At 69.7% G+C, this 18,178-nt stretch carries 14 protein-coding genes and 2 pseudogenes; 7 read left to right on the top strand and 9 right to left on the bottom strand.

Going from position 1 to position 18,178, the window contains the following annotated elements; all coding sequences use genetic code 11:
• Position 1: 1 nt before the first annotated feature.
• On the bottom strand, positions 2-1,207 hold the full coding sequence (locus OG349_RS02600; RefSeq protein WP_327233014.1) for an alpha/beta hydrolase family protein: 1,206 nt from the start codon (positions 1,205-1,207) through the stop codon (positions 2-4).
• 115 nt (positions 1,208-1,322) lie between these two features.
• Positions 1,323-1,901, bottom strand: coding sequence for a TetR/AcrR family transcriptional regulator (locus OG349_RS02595; RefSeq protein ID WP_327233013.1), 579 nt, complete (start codon positions 1,899-1,901; stop codon positions 1,323-1,325).
• A 331-nt stretch (positions 1,902-2,232) separates the two neighbouring features.
• Between OG349_RS02595 and OG349_RS02590 the strand changes: the two genes are divergently transcribed.
• On the top strand, positions 2,233-2,670 hold the full coding sequence (locus tag OG349_RS02590; RefSeq protein ID WP_327233012.1) for a nitroreductase family deazaflavin-dependent oxidoreductase: 438 nt from the start codon (positions 2,233-2,235) through the stop codon (positions 2,668-2,670).
• Positions 2,671-2,844: 174 nt separating this feature from the next.
• On the opposite strand, the gene OG349_RS02585 is transcribed toward OG349_RS02590, so the two are convergent.
• Positions 2,845-4,299 carry a caspase family protein gene (locus tag OG349_RS02585; protein WP_327233011.1) on the bottom strand — a complete coding sequence of 485 codons (1,455 nt, stop codon included), beginning with the start codon at positions 4,297-4,299 and terminating at the stop codon, positions 2,845-2,847.
• Positions 4,300-4,777: 478 nt separating this feature from the next.
• Positions 4,778-5,617 (bottom strand): MerR family transcriptional regulator, encoded by an 840-nt coding sequence (locus OG349_RS02580; protein ID WP_327233010.1) that lies wholly within the window; start codon positions 5,615-5,617, stop codon positions 4,778-4,780.
• Positions 5,618-5,756: 139 nt separating this feature from the next.
• Here OG349_RS02580 and OG349_RS02575 point away from each other — a divergent pair, with 139 nt between their 5' ends.
• A complete protein-coding gene (locus OG349_RS02575) occupies positions 5,757-6,119 on the top strand; it encodes a nuclear transport factor 2 family protein (RefSeq protein ID WP_327233009.1) in 363 nt (120 codons plus the stop codon).
• Between the two features lie 34 nt (positions 6,120-6,153).
• Here the strand turns inward: OG349_RS02575 and OG349_RS02570 are convergent, their stop codons facing one another.
• From OG349_RS02570 to OG349_RS02555, 4 genes and pseudogenes are all read right to left on the bottom strand, one after another.
• A complete protein-coding gene (locus OG349_RS02570; protein ID WP_327233008.1) occupies positions 6,154-7,026 on the bottom strand; it encodes an aldo/keto reductase in 873 nt (290 codons plus the stop codon).
• Between the two features lie 193 nt (positions 7,027-7,219).
• Positions 7,220-7,615, bottom strand: a pseudogene (locus OG349_RS02565) (alkaline phosphatase family protein); the annotation flags it as partial.
• Positions 7,608-8,114: pseudogene (locus OG349_RS02560) on the bottom strand (GntR family transcriptional regulator); the annotation flags it as partial. The pseudogenes OG349_RS02560 and OG349_RS02565, both read right to left, overlap by 8 nt.
• An 85-nt stretch (positions 8,115-8,199) precedes the next feature.
• Complete coding sequence (locus OG349_RS02555) at positions 8,200-9,471, bottom strand: ROK family transcriptional regulator (protein WP_327233007.1); 1,272 nt, start codon at positions 9,469-9,471, stop codon at positions 8,200-8,202.
• Between the two features lie 190 nt (positions 9,472-9,661).
• On the opposite strand from OG349_RS02555, the gene OG349_RS02550 reads away from it, so the two are divergent.
• The 5 genes from OG349_RS02550 to OG349_RS02530 all read left to right on the top strand — a co-directional run bounded on the left by OG349_RS02550 (position 9,662) and on the right by OG349_RS02530 (position 17,419).
• Positions 9,662-10,594 carry a carbohydrate ABC transporter permease gene (locus OG349_RS02550; RefSeq protein WP_327233006.1) on the top strand — a complete coding sequence of 311 codons (933 nt, stop codon included), beginning with the start codon at positions 9,662-9,664 and terminating at the stop codon, positions 10,592-10,594.
• 76 nt (positions 10,595-10,670) lie between these two features.
• A complete protein-coding gene (locus OG349_RS02545) occupies positions 10,671-11,537 on the top strand; it encodes a carbohydrate ABC transporter permease (protein WP_327233005.1) in 867 nt (288 codons plus the stop codon).
• A 109-nt stretch (positions 11,538-11,646) separates the two neighbouring features.
• The gene (locus OG349_RS02540; RefSeq protein ID WP_327233004.1) at positions 11,647-13,005 is read left to right on the top strand and encodes an ABC transporter substrate-binding protein; all 1,359 of its coding nucleotides are present in this window, start codon (positions 11,647-11,649) and stop codon (positions 13,003-13,005) included.
• Between the two features lie 71 nt (positions 13,006-13,076).
• Positions 13,077-15,515, top strand: a complete 2,439-nt coding sequence (locus tag OG349_RS02535) for a glycoside hydrolase family 95 protein (RefSeq protein ID WP_327233003.1) — start codon at positions 13,077-13,079, stop codon at positions 15,513-15,515.
• On the top strand, positions 15,515-17,419 hold the full coding sequence (locus OG349_RS02530; protein ID WP_327233002.1) for a right-handed parallel beta-helix repeat-containing protein: 1,905 nt from the start codon (positions 15,515-15,517) through the stop codon (positions 17,417-17,419). The genes OG349_RS02535 and OG349_RS02530 overlap by 1 nt, the downstream gene beginning before the upstream one ends.
• On the opposite strand, the gene OG349_RS02525 is transcribed toward OG349_RS02530, so the two are convergent.
• Positions 17,404-17,988, bottom strand: a complete 585-nt coding sequence (locus OG349_RS02525; RefSeq protein WP_327233001.1) for an RICIN domain-containing protein — start codon at positions 17,986-17,988, stop codon at positions 17,404-17,406. The two genes, OG349_RS02530 and OG349_RS02525, sit on opposite strands and share 16 nt — an antisense overlap.
• Positions 17,989-18,178: the final 190 nt, after the last annotated feature.

The following is an 18,178-nucleotide window of genomic DNA, read 5'->3' as shown; positions in this document are numbered from 1 at the left end:
CTCAGTGGGAAGGGAGCGTGTCGTCGAGCCAGTCGAACATCACCTGGTGGGCCCGCGTCAGCGCGCCGACGTGGACATGTTCGCCCGCTCCCTCAGCGCCGGTCAGGGTCACCAGTGTGGTGACGGCGTTGGTCAACGCGCTCTGCGCGGCCTGTGGCTGGCCCTTGAGGAAGTGGTCATCCTCGGCATCCATGATCAGAGTGGGTGCCCGGACCTGGTCGGCGACTCCCTTGAGGGTGTAGGCCCGGGTCTTGCGGATGAGATCCGGGAAAGACTCGGCACCCATGGCCCAGGCGCCGTTGCGCAGTGCCCAGCGTGCCCCGACGTCGGTTGCCGTCAGCAGCGACAGGAACGGGCGCACGCGGTCGTCGTGACCCTGTTCGATCCATGTCTCGAGGAAGCCGGGGAGTGCGTCGGAGAAGGGGGCGTAGAAGTCGTAGATGCCGTCGTCGAGGATCAGGGCCGCGACACGGTGGTCGAAAGCGGCGGCCCGCGCGACCAGGAATCCTCCGAGGCTGTAGCCGAAGAGCGTGATGGTGTCGGCGTCGATCTCTTTGCGGGTGAGGGCGTAGTCGATGACGGGGGTCACGACGGCCTCCCAGTCCGGTCGGAAGACCAGGTGCTGCTCGCGCAGTGCGGCGCCTTGTCCCGGGCCGTCGTAGGCCAGGACGTTGTAGCCGCGTCGCAGGGCCGCGGCCGCGATCGCGAAGTAGGACTCCTCGAGTGTGGAGTCGTAGCCGCTGTTGTAGACCACCGTTGGACGCGGCCGGCCGGAGTCGTCCACGAGGAAGAGGTAGCCCGGCAGCGTCGTGGCCTCGTACGGGATCGAGATCTCTTCGACGGGTGTGTCAAGCAGGGTGGCCGCGGAGGCGAACGTCTTACGTGCCAGCCCGGACAGCAGGGCGACCTCGGGGTCGGTGGCAGGGTGCTCGCGCAGGAAGAACTCCGCGGTGCGGTAGTAGTTCGAGGCGCGCAGCAGGGCTTCGCGGGCGCTGACCCTGTGGCCGGCGGCCAGGGCGTCCCGGCCGAGGGCGTGGACACGCTCGGCCGTGGCCTTCCAGGCCCGGAGCCAGCTGCGTTCGTCCTTCTCGCGGATGCCCCGGGTGGTGGCGAGCACCTCCCCGAGATCGGCTCCCCCGTAGGTACCGTATCCGGCGGTGCGCAGAGTCTCGAAGGAGAAGGACTCGTTACGGAACAGGAATTTCATGTCTCCCCCTTTCAAGGGGTCTGAGGAGAGGACGTGGTGGTCCGGACAGCCGGCTACCACCGACCGCCGGTGAGACGTCGGCTGCGGCAGCATCGGGGACCGGGAGGGCGCGTGGTCAGCGTTCTGGTACGAGCCGCTTGACCGCGCGCAGCAGGATGGGCCGCAATTCCTCGTCCGTGAATTGGGGCAGGGCCGAGAGCGCGTCACCGAGCGCAGGAACGGCATAAACGGCCAGGCGCTGATCGCCGGTCGGCGTGTCGCCGTACAGGACGTGAATGGCGCGCTCCAACAGGCTGTCCATGGAGCGGTCCGTCTGGAGCGGCCCGCTCATGGCGGGGTCGCTGGCCAAAAAACCCATGACCGCGCGCTGGCTGATCATGACCTCGACGAACCCGCGGGCCATCGCGTCGATCCTCTGCCGGCGGGTCCGCAGCCGGGAAGCATCGTCGACCACTGCGGTCATCGTCTCGTGGACGGGATCGCAGACGCCACGCAGGAGTTCGATCTTGCTAGGGAAGTGGTAGGACACGGCCGCCTTGGTCAGACCGACCTCGTCGGCGATGTCCTGGAAGGAGGTCGCGCTGTATCCGTGCTGGGCGAACAGTCGCAGAGAGGCCGCGAGAATGCCTGCCTTGGTCTGGCGGGCCTGCTCCGCGCGTGATGCCGGTCGCGGTTGTGCCTTTGACATGGTCATCAGGTTCCTCCTGCTCCGAGCATGGCACCACATCGTCCGATCCGGCAAGCGGCTCGCTGTACAGATGTCCAGTGAATCGCTGTACGAATGTCCAGCGATTGGCTTGACGATCGTCCAGCCAAAGCGGACAGTGGAATCAGTGGCCGACCGTGGAGGACGGAGGGACGCGATACGTCTCCGGTTCGCTGCGCCGCGCAGGCCGCCCTGTCCGCGCACCTGCGGACGGGAAACCGAGCCGGTGAACGGGTCCTACGGCTCCTGCCTGAAACCCGGCTGTCAACAGCGACCGGCCGCATTTTTTTCGACTACCACGGAACGTTGAGGGAGCAGTATGCCTTTGCAAGGCGAATATCTGCCTGGCCCCAAGGAGTGGGTGAGCAACCAGGTGGCGGAGTACGAGGGATCCGGCGGGACCAAGGGCCTGTTTCTGCGGGAGGTGCCGGTCGTCGTAGTGACGAGCCTCGGAGCCAAGTCGGGAAAACTGCGCAAGAACCCGGTGATGCGCGTCGAACACGACGGCGCGTACCTGGCCGTCGCGTCGCAGGGCGGCGCCCCGACTCATCCCGCCTGGTACTTCAACCTCAAAGCCCACCCCGTCGCAGAGGTACAGGACCGGACCGTAAAGGGGGACTACCTTGCACGGGAACTCACCGGGGACGAGCGCGCGACATGGTGGGAACGTGCCGTACGGATCTGGCCGGACTACGAGGTGTACCAGACAAGGACCAACCGTCTGATCCCTCTCTTCCTGCTGACGCCGATGACCTGACCACGACGCCCGAGAGGAGGCCGCGATCCACGCGGGTGTCCTCTCCCACTTGCTTCCCGAGCGCCTGCAGCAGCTCGGCCCCCCCCAGCGGAATCATCGGTCACCCGACGCTGCCCTCGCCACCATCGACCGCGCGTCCCGCATCCCCGAAAGCAGGCCCCGGCCCGCGCAGGTCTACCAGTGCCCGTCTGCACGAAAGGCATGACCATGTCGTCTCACAACATCCCCCGTTTTGCCGTCCTCTGGTCTGTTTGCCTCCGAACACGCACACCTGATGGACGCAGCGGGGCCCACAACATCATCGTGTCCGCGACCGACGCCGCGGAAGCCGCACGCCTCGCATGGCGCCACGCCCACACCCCACAGGCCACACGCAACCGCCGAGGGGCCGCCATCATTTCCGAGCCCGACCAACTTCATGCGGCAGCGGTCCCGATAGGCCACGGATTCTCGTAGGAAGAACACTGGACCCACCAGGCTCGGGGTGCTGAGTGCTCCTTCGGGGTTGGGGATCAGCCGGACGTCCTCACCCTCGAAGACGCCGATCGCCGAGTTCGTCGTACCGAAGTCGATACCGACGTACGGCGGGCCGGTCGCGTCCGGTCGGCGTCCCGCCGGGCGTGGCGGGCGTGGCACTCGTGCTGTGGGAATCTCGCCGAGCCCCCGCTTGTGCCACAACTCCCTTGCCTGGCGCGCGACTTCACGATCCCCGTCCGCGATCAGGCCCAGGAGGGCCGCCCGGGCCGCGTCGCGGGTCGGTTCGCGGACGCTGCCCAGGAGTTGGGCGACCAGGTGCAGGGCGCCGATCCGCTTCCAGGCCTGCGCGTCGAGTACGGCGGCCCGCATCTCGGCGAGCCGGTCGACATCGCCGTGGCGGGGGCTGCGGGCCACGTAGATCGTGCCCTGAGCGCTGTCCACGCTGAGTGTCGGTGTCTGGCCCGCGATGCGCCGCCGTACCTGCTCGTGCACGTAGTCGTACAGCTCGTCGACCGACACGAGTCCGTCGCCGTCCAGGTCGGCCGAGCCGTCGCGCAGGCCGTTCACCACGGCCGACGTGAAGACGGACGGCTGGGCGGGGGCGCGGCTGTAGCGGATGTCCCGCTCGTTCTCGTGAGCGTACTGGAGGGCGGTGGACGCGGTGAGGACGACCCGGCCGTTGCCCGCGAAGGGCTCGGCGATGTCGACCGTGGGAGTGCCCGCTTCCCGGCGCAGCGCGCCCAGGGCGAACGCCCCGCTGTAGCAGCAGTCGAGTATGACGATGATGCGCCGTGAGCGGCTCTCGCCCATCCAGCCGGCGACCGGTTCCGCGGAGACGGCGGTGGAGCCGGGGTAGTCGCGCTCGGTGTCGCGCATGACGAAGTGCAGCCGGTTGCGGATGTCCTTCCAGCCGTGCGGGGAGAGGTGCAGGAGCAGCAAGTCGTCCGGTTTGGCCTGGGCGAAGAAGGATTCGAGCGCGCGCATCGCCGTGCGCTGTTCGACGTCGGCCAGTGTCTCGACGGAGAAGCCGCCGATCGCCGCGTCACCGAGCACCCGTGCCAGCTCGGCGGCGTCCGCGGCCGCCCCCGGAAGCGGGGCGAAGTGCTCGTCGTCGTAACGGCTGTTGGCGATGATCAGAGCCCGGCTCGCCACCGCGGTTCACTTCCCGTGGCGGCGGAGGAAATCCTCCAGTGCGCGCTTCCGCATCTCGTCGGAGGTGGCGGCCAGTTCGATCTCGTCGTCGCCGATCTTGATGCGGACGGTGCCTGACCGGCGGCGGTTCAGCCAGTCCTGTACGAGACCGACAAGCGCCGGGAGCAGAGCGCCGCCGCCGCCCAGGCCGATGACCGCGCGCCCAGCTCCAGGGCGCCGGAGCCACGGGTGCCGGGCGGCGCGGGGAGGGGTGAAGGGGCCCGCTCGATGCTCGCGAGGTCCAGCTGCCTCAATTCGGCCAACAGGTACTGGAGTTGCTCCTCGGTGTACTCCCGATCATCGTCCCCGGTGTCGAGTACCAGCTCGACGGGACTTCCCTCGACCGCTACCGTGCCTCCCCGTTCATGTGCGCAGGCGGCAACTTCATCCGCCTCGGGGCCAGTTGGTGTCGGAGTCGGCGCAGCCCCCGGCCGCTGTGTCATCGCCCGGGACGTGGGCCGGGCTGAGGGTCCGCCCGGAAGACGGGCCAGCCGACCTCGGTGGTCCATCGGGACGGGTCGGAGCTGTGGCGGGTGTCGCGCAGGTAGTACTCACGCAGCGGGCCGTCGACGCTGATCTCGTGCCGGGTCACGTACGCACCGAGTTCGCCGTAGGTGAGGTCGATGTCGGCGAGGGGGCCGTGGTGGGTGATGACCGCCAGTTCCGCGGGGGGCACCACCAGGGATTCGACCCGGCCGATGGGACGCACGGGTCCCCGCACCGGAACGAAGAGGGTGGCCCGGCCATGGTCGACCTGGAAGATCTCGCTCGCGTACAGCCCCCCACTGGGACCGGTCGCCTCCAGGCTCTGGGCCTCGACCGCGGCGTGCAGTTCGGCCAGGGCGCCCTGCCACCACGCCAGCAGGTCGCCGCGGTCCACGGCCGCGGTGATGCCCATGGCGGCGCGGGGCGGAACCGTACGGTGCTCGATGGGGACCGTCGCCGGGCGCCGCAGCAGGTTGCGCAGGGATTCGACCGCGGAGCGGGTCTGGGCCAGCTCGGTCTCCAAGCGGTCCAGGTGGGCGGCGATCACGTCTCCGCGTGCCGTCGCGTCCGAGGTGGCGAGCACGGCCTTGACATCGGGGATGGGCATGTCCAGGTCCCGCAGCCGGCGGATGACCTGCGCGGTGGGGATCTGGTGGGGCGCGTAGTAGCGGTAGCCGGTGCCGGGGTCGACCTGATCGGGATCCAGCAGGCCCACCTGGTGGTAGTGGCGCAGCGTCTTGATGCTCAGATGCGTCACCCGGGAGAAGTCCCCGACGGTCAGTGCCTGCTTCACCCTCCCAGTATCGACCCTCCCCCTACGGGAGGGACAACACGTTCAGCCGGTGTTGACCCTCCGGTGGCCGGAGCGCCGAACGTGGTGTGCGGGCCGCCGAAGCGGCGGCCGTACGCCCCCTTCCAGGGAGGTCCACCTCATGTCCGACAACACCGCGCTGCTCCCGGTCCTGGCCGAGCACGTCCGTGCCGTCAACGCCTTCGACACCGACGCGATCGTCGCCACCTTCGCGGGGGACGCTTTTGTCAACGACGTGCACCGCGAGTTCCGGGGTGCCGCGGCCATCCGCCGCTGGGTGGCCAGGGAGCTGGTCGGCGACAAGGTCACCCTGGAGGTGACCGAGGTCGTCGACCACTACGGAGACCAGATCGTGCGGGCCCGCTACGACGGCCAGTACGACAAGACCAACCTGCCCGATGAGCTGATCATGACCAACTACTTCACCGTGTGCGACGGCATGATCACCTCGCTGATCATCGTCCACAACCAACCCGCCTCCTGACCGGTACGGCGCGATCCGTGCCCGCTGCCGCGGTTCAGACGGTGTCGAGTTCCTCGCGCTCGCTGTCGGTGAGCGCGAGGCCGACCGCCGCCGCCGAGTCGCGTGCGGTCTCGGGCCGGGTGGATCCCGGGATGGGGATGACGACGGGGGATGTGGCGAGCATCCAGGCCAGGACGACCTGCTGGGGGCTCACCCCGTGTGCCTGGGCGATACGGGTGAACCGGTCGTGGACGGGGGTGCCGGCGTCGGAGCGGGAGACGCCGTGCAACGGGCCCCAGGGCAGGAAGGGGATGCCCATGGAGTGGCAGAGTTTCAGTTCGGGTTCGCTGGAGCGGAACGCGGGGGAGAACTGGTTCTGCACGGCGGCGAGACGTCCGTCCAGGACGTCGTTGGCGAGTTCGATCTCCGCGGTGGTGGCGTTGGAGATGCCGGCCATCCGGATCTTGCCGGCGTCGAGCAGGTCGCGGAGGACGCCGACGGAGTCTTCGTAGGGCACGTCCTGGTCCGTCTGGTGCAGGAAGTACAGGTCGATCGCCTCGACGCCCAGCCGTTCGAGTGAGCCCTCGCAGGCGGCTTTGATGTGCTCGGGGCGCCCGTTGACCGGCCAGATGTACGGGCCGGGGTTGAGGTCGGGCCGCGTATGACCGCCCTTGGAGGAGACGAGGACGTCCGACCCGCGGCTGTGGGAGGCCAGCGCCTTGGCGATCAGTCTCTCGTTGTGCCCGACCTCGTCGTGCCCCGCGAGGTGGTAGGAGTCCGCGGTGTCGATGAGGGTGACGCCGGCGTCGATCGCCGCGTGGATGGTGGCGATCGCCCGCGTTTCGTCGGGCCGGCCCTCGATCGACAGGTTCATGGCGCCGAGCCCCACGGCACTGACCTCGGTGTCACCGATCTGACGTGTCTGCACTGCCGGCCCGTCCCTTCTGGATGAAATGATCCGTGTGAGGCTTTTGTGCCTGACTTTAGGGCCGGTTTACCGTTTTGGCTCCGTGCGGACGCACCGTGTCGAGGACCTGTCGGCCGGGGCGACCCGGGCAGGCAGGTGGGCGGGCAGGTGGGCGGGGCAGGTGGCGTCGGAGGTGGCTGCCCGGCCCGTTCGCTCAGCTTGTCGTGACCCTCACGCCGTCGATCACCCAGTACCAGTTGTTGCTGCCCGTGTAGCGGAAGCTGACGCTGGTCGCTCCGGGCGCGACGGGCAGGGTCAGGGACTGGGAGATGGCATCTGTGGTGTACGACCTGGCGGCGACGGGGGTGCCGCCGTTCCAGGAGGCGAGGATCCGCGCGCTCTGGCTGCCCTCCTGGCGGTAGAAGGTGGTGAAGTCGAGCCGGACGGTCGCGCTGCCGCCGACCGCGTACGCCGGGGTGACCAGCGTGGAGTCGTACGTACCGGAGAAGGACTTGTCGGCCCACTCGTCGGAGTCGGCGACCGCCAAGACGCCGCGCGAGCGCACGTTCAGTTCGCGGGACCGGTCACGCTGGGACCGGCTCCAGAACTCGCCGGGGTGTGGCCAGGACTGTCTCGATCCGCTCGTCGGCGTCGCCGAAGGGCACGCCGACGACCTCGCGCAAGTAGGAGTAGAACGACGGGTCCGGCTCGAAGCCGGCGCCCAGGCGAGGGACCCGGGCCACGGCCACGTACGTGCTCTCCAGCCCGACGCGCTCGTCGTCCGCGAGCAGCACACGCTCCAGGTGCCAGACCGGCTCGCCGGTCCGTACCCCCACGTCGGAGGCCAGAGCCGCGGGGCAGGGAAAGCGGTCGAGCCCGATGAGATGGCGCAGCGCCTGACGCACGGTCTCGCGCGAGACCTCGTACCGCGGGGCCGGATCCCGTTCCGTCGGCAGCGAGTCGCCCTCGCCCAGCGCGCCGATCCGCGCGCCGATGCGGGCCTTGGCGGCGTAGTACTCGGGCACGCGCCCGTGCTCCGGGATGCCGGAGCGCACGGCTGCGCCGGGGTCGAAGTCGGGCGGGCTCGGATCGCTGTTCGGATGGTCCACGGATGGGATGTTCGCAGATGGCGAGGGTCACCGGACGCCGGACCCGGCTGTCGGGAGAGCGGAGCGGCCCGGCGCGACCGTCACGTCAGTGGGGGGAGAGGCGTGCGGTCGACTCGCCCGCGGCGGCGATGCGCAGGGCCTCCGGGCGTGGGGAGAAGGAGTTGTCCAGGACGAGGGTGGCGGCACCCACCGCCGCCACGTCGTCCGGTATCGCCGATTCGCTGAAGCGGATGGTGTGGGGTACCACGAGCCCGGGGTCGGTGCGCACCGCCTCGGGCAGGGTGGTCAGCGCGAGGGGTGCGATCCGGGACCAGAAGGGGCCGCCGAACACGATTTCCCCGACGTCGAGCAGGTTGATGACGACGACCAGGGCCCGGGCGATCTGCCGTGCGGCGGTGGTGAGGATCTCCACCGCCTCCGGGACGCTGGCGTCGGCCGCGTCCGCCAAGAGGCCGAACGCGGAGCCCACGTGCAGCACATCCGTGGTGTCGCCCGCCTGATCCTCCGTCAGGACACCGTCGCGTACCGCGTGCGCGACGAGCGTCCGGGGGGCCGTCACCACACCGACGCAGCCGCGCCGGCCGCAGGCGCACGTCGGCCCCTCGGGGTCGACCGGTACATGGGCGGTGTCACCGGCGTTCGAGCTCACTCCGCGCACGGCCGAACCGCCGATCGCGATGCCGGTCGCGAAGCCCGTTCCGTAGTACAGGAAGGCGAAGTTGCGGCGTTCGCCCGGCTCGCTGAACCACAGTTCCGACACGACCGCCGCCGTGGCGTCCTTCTCGATGAGAACCGGCAGGCCGGTGGCGAGGTGGAGTGCCGAGCGCAGCTCCACCCGGTGCCAGCCGGGCAGCATCGGGGGGTTGAGCACCACGCCGGTCTCCGGATCGATCGGCCCGGGCGACGCCACGCCGACGCCGAGGACCTTCGCGCGGTCGATGCCCGCGGTCAGCAGGAGCGCGTCGACCATGGCGGCCATTTCCCGCACCACCTTGGCCGCGTCCTGGACCGTGGGGGTCGCCGTACGGATGCGTTCGCGCACCCGCCCGGACAGGTCGATCAGCGCATAGGTGATCACGGCGGGGTCGATGTGCACGCCGACCGCGAACCCGCCGTCCGGGTTCAGGGTGAGGATCTTCGGCGGCTTGCCCCGGCCTCTGGCCGGTGTGGCCCGCTCGATCACGAGCCCGGCCTCGACGAGCCGTCGGCAGACGTTCGAAACGGTCATGCCGCTGAGCGCCGTGAGTGCGGAGATCCCGGTGCGGGTCACGCCCGACGGGTGGCGGCGGATCGCGTCGAGGACGACGGCCACGTTGAACTCGGCGAGAGCGCCAAGATTGACCCCGGTACCGCTCATCTGCGATTTCCCCCTCGCTCCGTACGGGACGGTCACCGTACCCGCCCACCACATCCTGACGGTCCGTAAGGCCGCCGAGCCCGGTGTCCCCTGAAACTTTCCCGCGTGCAGAGATCTTGACGGGGCCGAAAACGTACCCCTACTGTCCGATTAACTAATCACTCTGTTGAAAATACCGAAGGGAGGAGCGGTGTCAACACTGACCCCCTCACGGGTCCCGGCGCGTGAACCGAAGTCCCGTCGACGGCATCCCGCCCACCGCGGACACGCGACCGCCGCCTGGCTCCTCATCGCGCCGGCCCTGATCGGGTTCGTCGTCTTCGCCGTCTACCCGACGGTGCGGGGCACGTACTTCAGCTTCACGACGTACCACATCCTCTCCCCGGCGGAGTGGACCGGACTCGCCAACTTCCGCCAGATGCTCGGCGACCAGACGTTCTGGCACTCGCTCCGGGCGACGCTGTACTTCGTCGTCCTCAGCGTCGCGATCGGCATCCTGGTCTCGCTCGTCACCGCGGTCGTCCTCCACCGGCTGACACGGTCGACGGTCATCAGGGGGCTGGTCATCCTCCCCTTCCTCATCTCGGGAGTGGTCGCCGCCGTCATCTGGTCGTGGATGCTCGACCCGCAACTGGGCATCGTGAACGTCGCGATCAAGGCCGTGACCGGGCAACGTGTCGAGTTCCTCGGATCGAGCGCGCTCGCGATCCCCTCCGTGGCGCTGATCAGCGTCTGGAAGTCGATGGGATACAACGCGGTCCTCATCTTCGCGGGGCTCCAGACGATCCCCGGGGAGATCTACGAGGCCGCCCGCCTGGACGGAGCGTCCGAGATGCGGATGTTCCGCCACATCACGGTGCCGTTGCTGCGGCCGATCCTGGCCATGGTCGTGATCCTTTCGGTCATCAGCTCCATCCAGGTGTTCGACATCGTGCAGGTCGCGACGAAGGGCGGTCCCGCCAACGCCAGCAACGTCTTGCAGATGTACATCTACGACACGGCGTTCAGCCAGTACAACTTCGGCTACGCGTCGGCGATGTCGCTCGCCCTGTTCGCGATGCTCACCGCCATCACCTTCATCCAGCTGCGGGTGACCCGCGCCAACGAGTCCGACACGAATTGAGGACAGCTCCGTGTCCCTCCTCTCCTCAGGCCGGCGCGACCCGGGCGTACTTCACCCCCCGACCCGGCCGTCGCGTGTGCCGATCGGACGTGTCCTCGCGTGGATCTACGTCGTGGTCGTCCTGGCCGTCACGATCTTCCCCTTCTACTGGATCCTGCGGACCGCGCTGTCCTCCAACGACGCCTTGTCGCAGGACCCTCAGTCGCTGGCCCCGGTCGGCCTCACACTCAACGGCTTCGGACGCGTCCTCGGGCTCGTCCACGGCAACGCCACCGGCACACTGAGCGCACTCGACTCGGGCGACCTCCTGCTCTACCTGCGCAACTCCACCCTGTACGCGTCGCTCATGACGGTGCTCGTCATCTTCTGCTCGACCACCGCGGCGTACGCCTTCGCGCGCCTGTACTGGCGGGGACGCGACCTGATGTTCTCGCTGTTCCTCGTGGCGCTCATGGTCCCGGGCATCATGAGCATGCTGCCGAACTTCGTCCTCATCAAGGACCTCGGCCTCCTGAACACGTTCCCCGGCCTGATCCTGCCGGGCGCGCTGTTCTCGGCGTTCAACATCTTCTTCCTCCGGCAGTTCATGCTCGGCCTGCCGGCCGAGATCGACGAAGCGGCACGGATCGACGGCGCGGGACCGATCAGAGCGCTGTTCTCCGTCACCATCCCGATGACGACCGGGCCGATCACCACACTGACGATCCTGACGTTCATCAACACCTGGAACGAGTACTTCTGGCCGCTGCTCGTCACGAACGACAAGAGCACCGAGCCGCTCACGGTGGGGCTCGCCTCGTTCCAGCAGAACGCCCCGACCGTGTCACCCGACTGGGGCGGGCTGATGGCGGCGACGCTCGTCGCCGCGCTGCCGATGCTCCTGGTGTTCGTCGTCTTCGGCCGGCGCATCGTCAACTCCATCGGTTTCACCGGCATCCGCTGACACCGGCGCGCCGCCCCCTTCACTTCGTCCGTCCCGGTGGGCCCACCTCGACGTGCCCGCACGTCCGGCTCACCCACCCGGAACATCCAACTCAACGAGGAGTACTGGAATGCAGCGAAAGTCGCTCACCGCTCTGGTCGCGTTCGCCGTGGCCGGCGCCACGGCCCTCACGGGCTGTTCGTCCAGCAGCGGAGGAACCACCACAGCCGGCGGCAGGACCGTCATCAACTACTGGAACTGGGACCCGAACATGGTGACCGCCATGGGCGCCTGCGTCTCGGGCTTCGAGCAGGCCAACCCCAAGTACACGGTCAAGATCTCCCGTTACAACGTGCCGGACTACTTCACGAAGCTGACCGCCAACTTCGTCGCCGGCAACGCGCCGGACGTCTTCCAGGCCTCCGGCCAGTACTACCCGACCTACATCGCGCAGCACCAGATAGCCGAGATCGGGCCGCTCCTGAAGGAGAACGGCTACAAGAACAACTTCGCCAAGGGCATCGATCCCGTCACCGGCACCGACGGCAAGACCTACGGCCTGACCGTGGACTGGAACGCCACCGGTATCTACTACAACAAGGACCTGCTGGCCAAGGCCGGTGTCACCGAGGCGCAGATCCAGGATCTGACCTGGAACCCCACCGACGGCGGCACCTTCGGCAAGGTCGTCAAGGCACTCACCGTCGACGAGCGCGGCGTGCACGGCGACAAGCCCGGCTTCGACGCCAAGCACGTGGCGACGTACGGCTTCCAGCTCATGGCCCCGCAGGACCCCAACGGTTCGCAGACGTTCAGCTCTTTCGCCGGCGCCCTCGGCTGGAAGGCGGGCGACACGTTCCCGTACCCGACCCAGATCCCGTACGCGGACCCCCGCTTCAGCGGGACGATGAAGTACCTGCGCTCACTCTCCGACGACGGCTACGCCCCGAAGATAGGGGAGTTCGGCGCCAATACGAGCGTGGAGGACCAGCTCACCAGCGGCAAGGTCGCGATGATGATCCAGGGATCGTGGGACGTGGCCACCTTCTCCGGCAACTCGAAGGTCAAGGTCGGCGTCGCGCCCCTGGTCAAGGACAGCGCGACCGGCAACCGCCTCATCCAGGGCGGCGGGGACCTCGAATTCATGTGGCAGGGCTCGAAGAACAAGGACGGCGCCTACAAGTGGCTGACCTACATGACCTCCGACGCCTGCCAGAAGGCGGCCGCGCAGGCCAACCCGGCCTTCTTCTCCGGCATCCCGGCGGTGTTCGACACGACGGCGAAGCAGGTGGCGGCGAAGGGCATGGACATCTCCGCCTTCAGCGACTACCTCAAGAGCGGTCTGAGCGCCGGCGCCAACTACTCCAACGGCGCCGGACTCCAGACGGCGGTCGTCCCGGTCTTCCAGCAGTACTGGGAGCACCAGGTCGGCGACAGCGTGTTCAAGCAGCTCCAGGAGAAGAGCAAGCAGACCATCGGCCAGAAGTAGGCCCGGAACGGGGCCCAGAGGCAGGACCCCGAAGTGAGATCGGCACGGCGAGGACGAAGGTGACACGCAGGATGGATCTGACCCGGGGCGAGGGCGACCTTCACCGGATCGTCTTCGACGCCCCCGCGCGGAGCTGGCTGGAGGCCGCGCCACTGGGCAACGGGCGCCTCGGCGCCCTCGTCCACGGCGGCACCGCGCGGGAGCGGATCTCACTCAACGACGGAACGGCGTGGTCGGGCGGGCCGGGCAGCGCCCCCCGGCCGCCCGCCGACGGGCCGGCCGCCCTGGAGCGCGCACGCCGCCACCTCGCCCGGGGCGCGTACGACGCCGCGACCCGGGAGGTCCAGCGCGTGCAGTCCGGCTGGGCACAGTCCTACCTCCCCTTCGCGGACGTCGTCCTCACCCTGACGCCGTCCCCGGGGGCCACGTCCGGCACCCGGGGGAGTGAGGACAGTCGATACCGGCGTGTCCTGGACCTGAACCACGCCGAGGTCGAGACACGATTCCGCCTCGGCACAGTCGGTGTGTGCCAACGGGTGTTCGTGTCCGCACCCGACTCGGTGCTCGTCGTCTCGATCGAGGCCGACGCGCCCCTGGACGTCACCGTCGAGCTGACCACCCCCCTCGCGCTCCTGCGGCGCGAGACGGGTGACAGCACGGCGGAACTCCGGTTCCGGATGCCGTCCGACGTACCACCACCGCATGAACCCGATCACCCGGTCGTATGGTCCGAGTCACCGGGCGAGGCCCTGCGCGGCGTCGTCCACGCGCGCCTCGCCCACAACGCGACCGCCGCTTCCTCGCCCGGTACGGCCGCGCTGGGCGCGCGGTCGGCGACCCGGCTCGACCTCGTTGTCGCGACAGCCACCACGTTCGGCGGGATCGCACGACCGACGCGTACGGACGACGTACTGGACGCGGCGGCCGGGACGGCCGAAGCGGCGCTCCGTCTGGGTGTCCCGGCCCTTCGCGTACGCCACCGAGCCGATCACGCGGCACGGTACGGCCGCGTCGCGCTGCGGATCGGGGGCGGGCCCGGCGACCCGGAGACGACGGACGACGAAGCGCCCGCCGCCACCTGGCGCCGGGTGACGGCGGCCGGCGAAGGGGACGTGCTCGCCGACGACCCCGGGCTCGCCGTGCTGCTGTTCCACTACGGCCGCTATCTGCTGCTCGCCTCCTCGCGGCCCGGCGGCCTGCCCGCCACCCTCCAAGGGCTGTGGAACACCGCACTGCGCGCGCCGTGGAGTTCGGGCTACACACTGAACATCAACACCGAGATGAACTACTGGGCGGCCGGCGTCACCGACCTCGCCGAATGCGCCCTCCCGTTGCTCGACCTCGTCGAGGCACTCGCCGTGACGGGTGCCGTCACGGCGCGTGAGCTGTACGCGGCACCCGGATGGGCCGCCCACCACAACACCGACGCGTGGGCCTACACACCACCCGTCGGTACGGGTGACGCCGACCCGGCCTGGGCCTTCTGGCCGATGGCCGGAGCCTGGCTGTCGCTGGAACTGGCCGACCTGGTGCGCTTCGGCCACCCCGAACTGCTCGGCCGGGTACGGCCGTTGCTGCGCGGCGCCGCCGAGTTCGCACTGCACCGGCTCGTTCCCGCCGACGACGGCACGCTGGGCACCAGCCCGTCCACGTCGCCGGAGAACCACTTCCGCACCCCCGGCGGCGGCTCCAGTGCGGTCGGACGGTCGTCCGCGATGGACCTCGCCCTCGTCGCCGCCCTGTTCGACGCCGTCGCCGAGTTCGCGTCCGGTGACGGTGACGGCGACGGTACGGACGAGCTGCTCACCCGCGTCCGCCGCGCGCGGACGATGATCCCCGGCCCCTCGGCCGGGCGGGACGGCCTGATCACCGAATGGCGCGACGACCCGGTGGCGGCGGAGCCGTACCACCGCCACCTCAGCCACCTCTGGCCGCTCCACCCCGGGCGCGGCCTCCCTCCGGACCTGCATCCGAACGCCGCCGCCTCGATCGACGCCCGGGGCGACGAGTCGACCGGCTGGTCCCTCGCCTGGCGGATCGCACTGCGCGCCCGCCTCCGGCAGCCGGACCAGGTCGCCGATCTCATCCGGCTGATGCTCCGCCCCGCCCCGCCCGACCCGGTCGGCCAGCGCGCGGGCCTGTACCCCAACCTCTTCGCCGCGCACCCCCCGTTCCAGATCGACGGCAACCTCGGGTACGTCGCGGGCGTCGCCGAGGCACTCCTCCAGAGTCACACCGGCTGCATCGAACTGCTCCCGGCCGTTCCCCCGGCCTGGACCCGTGGATCGGTACGGGGGCTGGTCGCACGCCCCGGTGTGCGCGTCGACATCGCGTGGGACGCCGACGAACACGGCCGTCCGGCGCTCACCGCCGCGACCCTCACCCCGCGCGGCGAGCACGCGCGGGCACCGGTCACCGTCGTCGCGCACGGCCGCCGTACCGCCGTCGACCTGACACACGGAGCCGTCACCCTCGACGGCCGGCATCTCGCAAGGAGAACGACGAGCTGATGACCGTACCGACCACCACCGCGCCCCGCCACGTCGTCGAGGTGACCGCCCATGGCGCGGACCCCACGGGACTGCGCGACTCCTCGCCCGCCGTGCGGGACGCGATCGCGGCGGCACGCCGGGCGGGCGGCCCCGTGACGATCCGCTTCGCGCCCGGCACCTACGCCTTCCGGGCGTCGTCGGCGGTACGTCGTGAGCTGTACGTCTCGAACACCGTCGGCGCCGATCCCCGCTACCGCGAGAAGGCCGTCGGGATCCTGCTGGAGGGATTCGACGACGTCGAGATCGACGGCAGCGGCGCTCTGTTCGAGTACCACGGCCGTCAGACGACGATCGCCGTCATCGACTGCGGCCGGGCCGAACTGCACCACTTCGCCGTCGACATGGTGCAGCCGACCGTCGTGGAGGTGACCGTACGGGAGACCGGTGTTGACGGGGGCAGGCCGTTCCGCCTGCTCTCGGTGCCGCCGGGAACCGATGTCCGTCCCCACGGCCGCACCGTGACCTGGCAGGGGGAGACCGACCCCGCCGGCGGCGATCCGGCGTGGAGCGGGGAGGGGGCGCTCGACTACTGCCAGGTGCTCGACCCCCGGGTGGGCCGTACCTGGCGAACGGAATGCCCGCTCTTCGAGCAGGTGGAACGTGTCACCGCGACCTCCGGAGGCCTGCGCGTCGACTACCGGGCGGACGCTCCCGTACCGGACGACGAGGGGCTGGTCTACCAGCTCCGGCACACCGACCGGGACCATCCGGGGGTCTTCGTCCTGGAGAGCGGGTATGCCCGGTTCCGCGACGTGCGCTTCGGATACCTGCACGGTTTTGGGCTGCTGGCGCAGAGCGGCGGCGACCTCCTCGTACAGAACTGCGTCTTCGCCACGCGGGAGGGCACGGGCCGGACCACGGCCGGTTTCGCCGACTTCGTGCAGGCGTCCGGCCTCAGCGGCCGGGTGGTGGTGGAGGACTGCCGCTTCGACGGCGCGCACGACGACGCGATCAATGTGCACGGTCTCTATCTGCGGGTCGACCGCGTGGCCGGCGATGAACTGGAGCTGAGCTACCCCCACCCGGAGACCGCCGGCTTCCCGCAGTTCGCGGCCGGCGAACGGTGCGAGATCGTACGGGTGGACGACGGCACCGTCGTCGCGACGGACGTGGAGGTGCTGGGTGTCGACGGGCCGAGCGGACGGGACCACGCGCACGACCTGACGCGCATGCGTGTCCGGTGCGCGGGGCCGCTGCCCGACGCCGTCGCCGCCTCGGCGCCCGGCGAGTTGGCCGTGGAGAACATCACCCGCACGCCGGCCGTGACCGTACAGCGCTCGACCTTCCTGAACCTGCCGACCCGGGGGGTCCTCGTGTCGACCCGCAAGCCGGTCCTCATCGAGGACTGTGTGTTCTCGGGCCTCGGTATGGCCGGCGTCCTGATCACCTGCGAGGCAGGAAGCTACTGGGAGTCGGGCCCGGTGGCGGACTGCACGATCCGAGGCAACCGGTTCGAAGACCTCGGCGGCCCGGCGGTACAGATCAGCCCTCCGCGTTTCCCTGCCACCGGCAGGTCCGTGCACCGCGGCATCCGGGTGCTCGGCAACCACGTCTCGAACTGCGCGCCGTGGCCGCACGAGGGCGACGGTGACGGCGATGGGGATGGCGATGGGGATGGCGGCGGCGACCGGTCGGGCGCGGAGGCCGGCCACTGGGTCGTGGACGCGACGAGCGTCGACGGGCTCGTCGTCATCGACAACACGGCGGCCGCGGGCAGCCTTTCGGCGCGGCTCGACCATTGCCCGGGCGCGGAGGTGAGCGCGGGGTCCGGCAGCCCGGTCCGCGTCAGCCCGGCCGGTGTGGCCGGTGCGGCCGACGCGGCCGGGCTGTCAGCCGGCGTCCGGCGTCAGAACCGGTCGTAGTTGTAGTTCCCGGCGAATAGCGGGGCCCACACCTCGGGCCACGGGGCGGTGGCGCTGCCGCAGGCGCCCAGCACGGTCTGGGAACGCCGTCCGGTGTCGCGCACGCACTGCCCGGTGCTCACCTCGACGATCTCCCAGCGGTTCGCGTCCTGCGGGGTGGCGCGGTGGTTCCAGGTGAAGGTGGAGCAGGCGGAGCCGGTCGTCAGGATGAGCGGAGCGCCGGGGGTGGGGCCGCCGCCCTGCGGTCCGAGGCAGTACACACCGAAGGCGCCGATCGTGAACTTGCCGTTGCCCAGGCTCTGGAAGTGGAAGCGCTGGTGGAGCTCGCCCTTGCAGTCGAAGGTCTGGACGGCGGTGCCGCGTTGGGGGCGGCCCCCGCCGCGGAGGTCGAGGCACTTCCCGCTGCCGGCCGCCCGCAGGTCATAGGTGGCGGCGTCACGGAAACTCGTCGTGTAGCGAATGCCGGGGTTCTCGGCGGCCTGCGCCGCAGTGGGCAGGAGCAGGCTGAACAGTCCGACGACGACGGCTGCAACTCCGCGCCCGCCGAGGCGGCATAACTTCCGAACCACGTGATCTCTCCTGTTTCCTGGGGACGTTGTCGCCCAGGAACATACTGTAGTTCACGGTATGTCAGGTGTGCGGCGTTTGGTGAGAGATGCTCGTCGCGGAGGTCGAGGAGCGCTCGGGTCCGGATCCGCCACGGCACTCGCGTCCCTGAACGGACAGGCGTGCAAGCCCAGTTGGGGGCAGAGGGGGGAG

Source organism: Streptomyces sp. NBC_01317, from assembly GCF_035961655.1.
Lineage (GTDB): Bacteria > Actinomycetota > Actinomycetes > Streptomycetales > Streptomycetaceae > Streptomyces.
This window is presented reverse-complemented; position numbering and strand designations above follow the sequence as displayed.